Annotated in this window: 2 protein-coding genes; both read left to right on the top strand. The window is 73.2% G+C overall.

Translation table 11 applies throughout. The annotated features are described in order from the left end of the window. The first annotated feature begins 134 nt into the window (after positions 1–134). Complete coding sequence (gene thiS / locus G6024_RS06340) at positions 135–335, top strand: sulfur carrier protein ThiS (RefSeq protein ID WP_017836465.1); 201 nt, start codon at positions 135–137, stop codon at positions 333–335. A gap of 64 nt (positions 336–399) precedes the next feature. Continuing rightward, positions 400–1140: thiazole synthase (thiG, locus tag G6024_RS06345; RefSeq protein ID WP_159148314.1), on the top strand; the 741-nt coding region annotated here is incomplete at its 3' end.

The raw sequence follows: 1140 nt of genomic DNA on the forward strand, positions 1-1140 counted from the left end.
GCTCCCGACCGCTTCGCCCGCGGGTGAGCCCCGGGTGCCGGGCGCCGTGGGGCCACCGCACCGACGTCGCCGGGCACCCCGCGCAGGCGACTACGGTGGAGACGTACAGCCGCGACCCGGAACTAGGAGGGCCCATGATCGTCACGGTGAACGGGGAGGACCGCACCCTGGCCGACGGCGCGACCGTCCGCGCACTCGTCACCGAGCTGGACCTGCCCGACGAGGGCGTCGCCATCGCCGTCGACGGCGTGGTGGTGCCCAGCTCGGGCTGGGACGACGCCCCGCTCGGTGCGGGCGCGGAGATCGACGTCCTCACGGCGGTCCAGGGTGGCTGACCCGACCGCGACCCCGGTTCACGGCGTCGCAGGGCCGTCCGCGTACCCGTCCGACGTTGCCGCGGTGCTGGACTCACCCCTGGTGATCGCGGGCGAGGAGATCTCCTCGCGGCTCATCACGGGCACCGGCGGCGCCGGTAACCAGGAGGTCCTGCGCGAGGCGCTGATCGCCTCGGGGACCGCGTTGACCACCGTGTCGATCCGCAAGGTCGACCTGCGGCTGGGCTCAGACGGACTCGGGCTGCTCGGGATGCTGAAAGAGCTCGACATCCGCCCGCTGCCCAACACCGCCGGCTGCAGGTCCGCCACCGAGGCCGTCAAGACCGCCCGGCTCGCCCGCGAGGCGCTCGGCACCGACTGGGTGAAGCTCGAGGTGATCGCCGACGAGCGCACGCTCCTGCCCGACGGGGTGGAACTGGTAGAGGCCGCAGAAGACCTCGTCGACGACGGTTTCGTCGTCCTTCCCTACACCACCGACGACCCCGTCCTGGCCCGCCGCCTGGAGGACGTGGGCTGCGCCGCGGTCATGCCCCTGGGCGCACCGATCGGCACCGGGCTCGGGATCTGCAACCCGCACAACCTGGAGATGATCGTCGAGCGCGCCGGAGTTCCGGTGATCTGCGACGCGGGGATCGGCACCGCCTCCGACGCCGCACTTGCCATGGAACTCGGCTGCGACGGTGTCCTGCTCGCCACTGCCGTCACCCGGGCGGAGAACCCGCCGCTCATGGCCGCGGCGATGCGCGAGGCGGTCCGGGCCGGGCACGCCGCCCGCCTCGCGGGGCGGATCCCCAAACGCTTCTGG

The organism is Dietzia maris, assembly GCF_014144855.1.
GTDB classification, from domain to species: Bacteria; Actinomycetota; Actinomycetes; order Mycobacteriales; family Mycobacteriaceae; genus Dietzia; species Dietzia kunjamensis.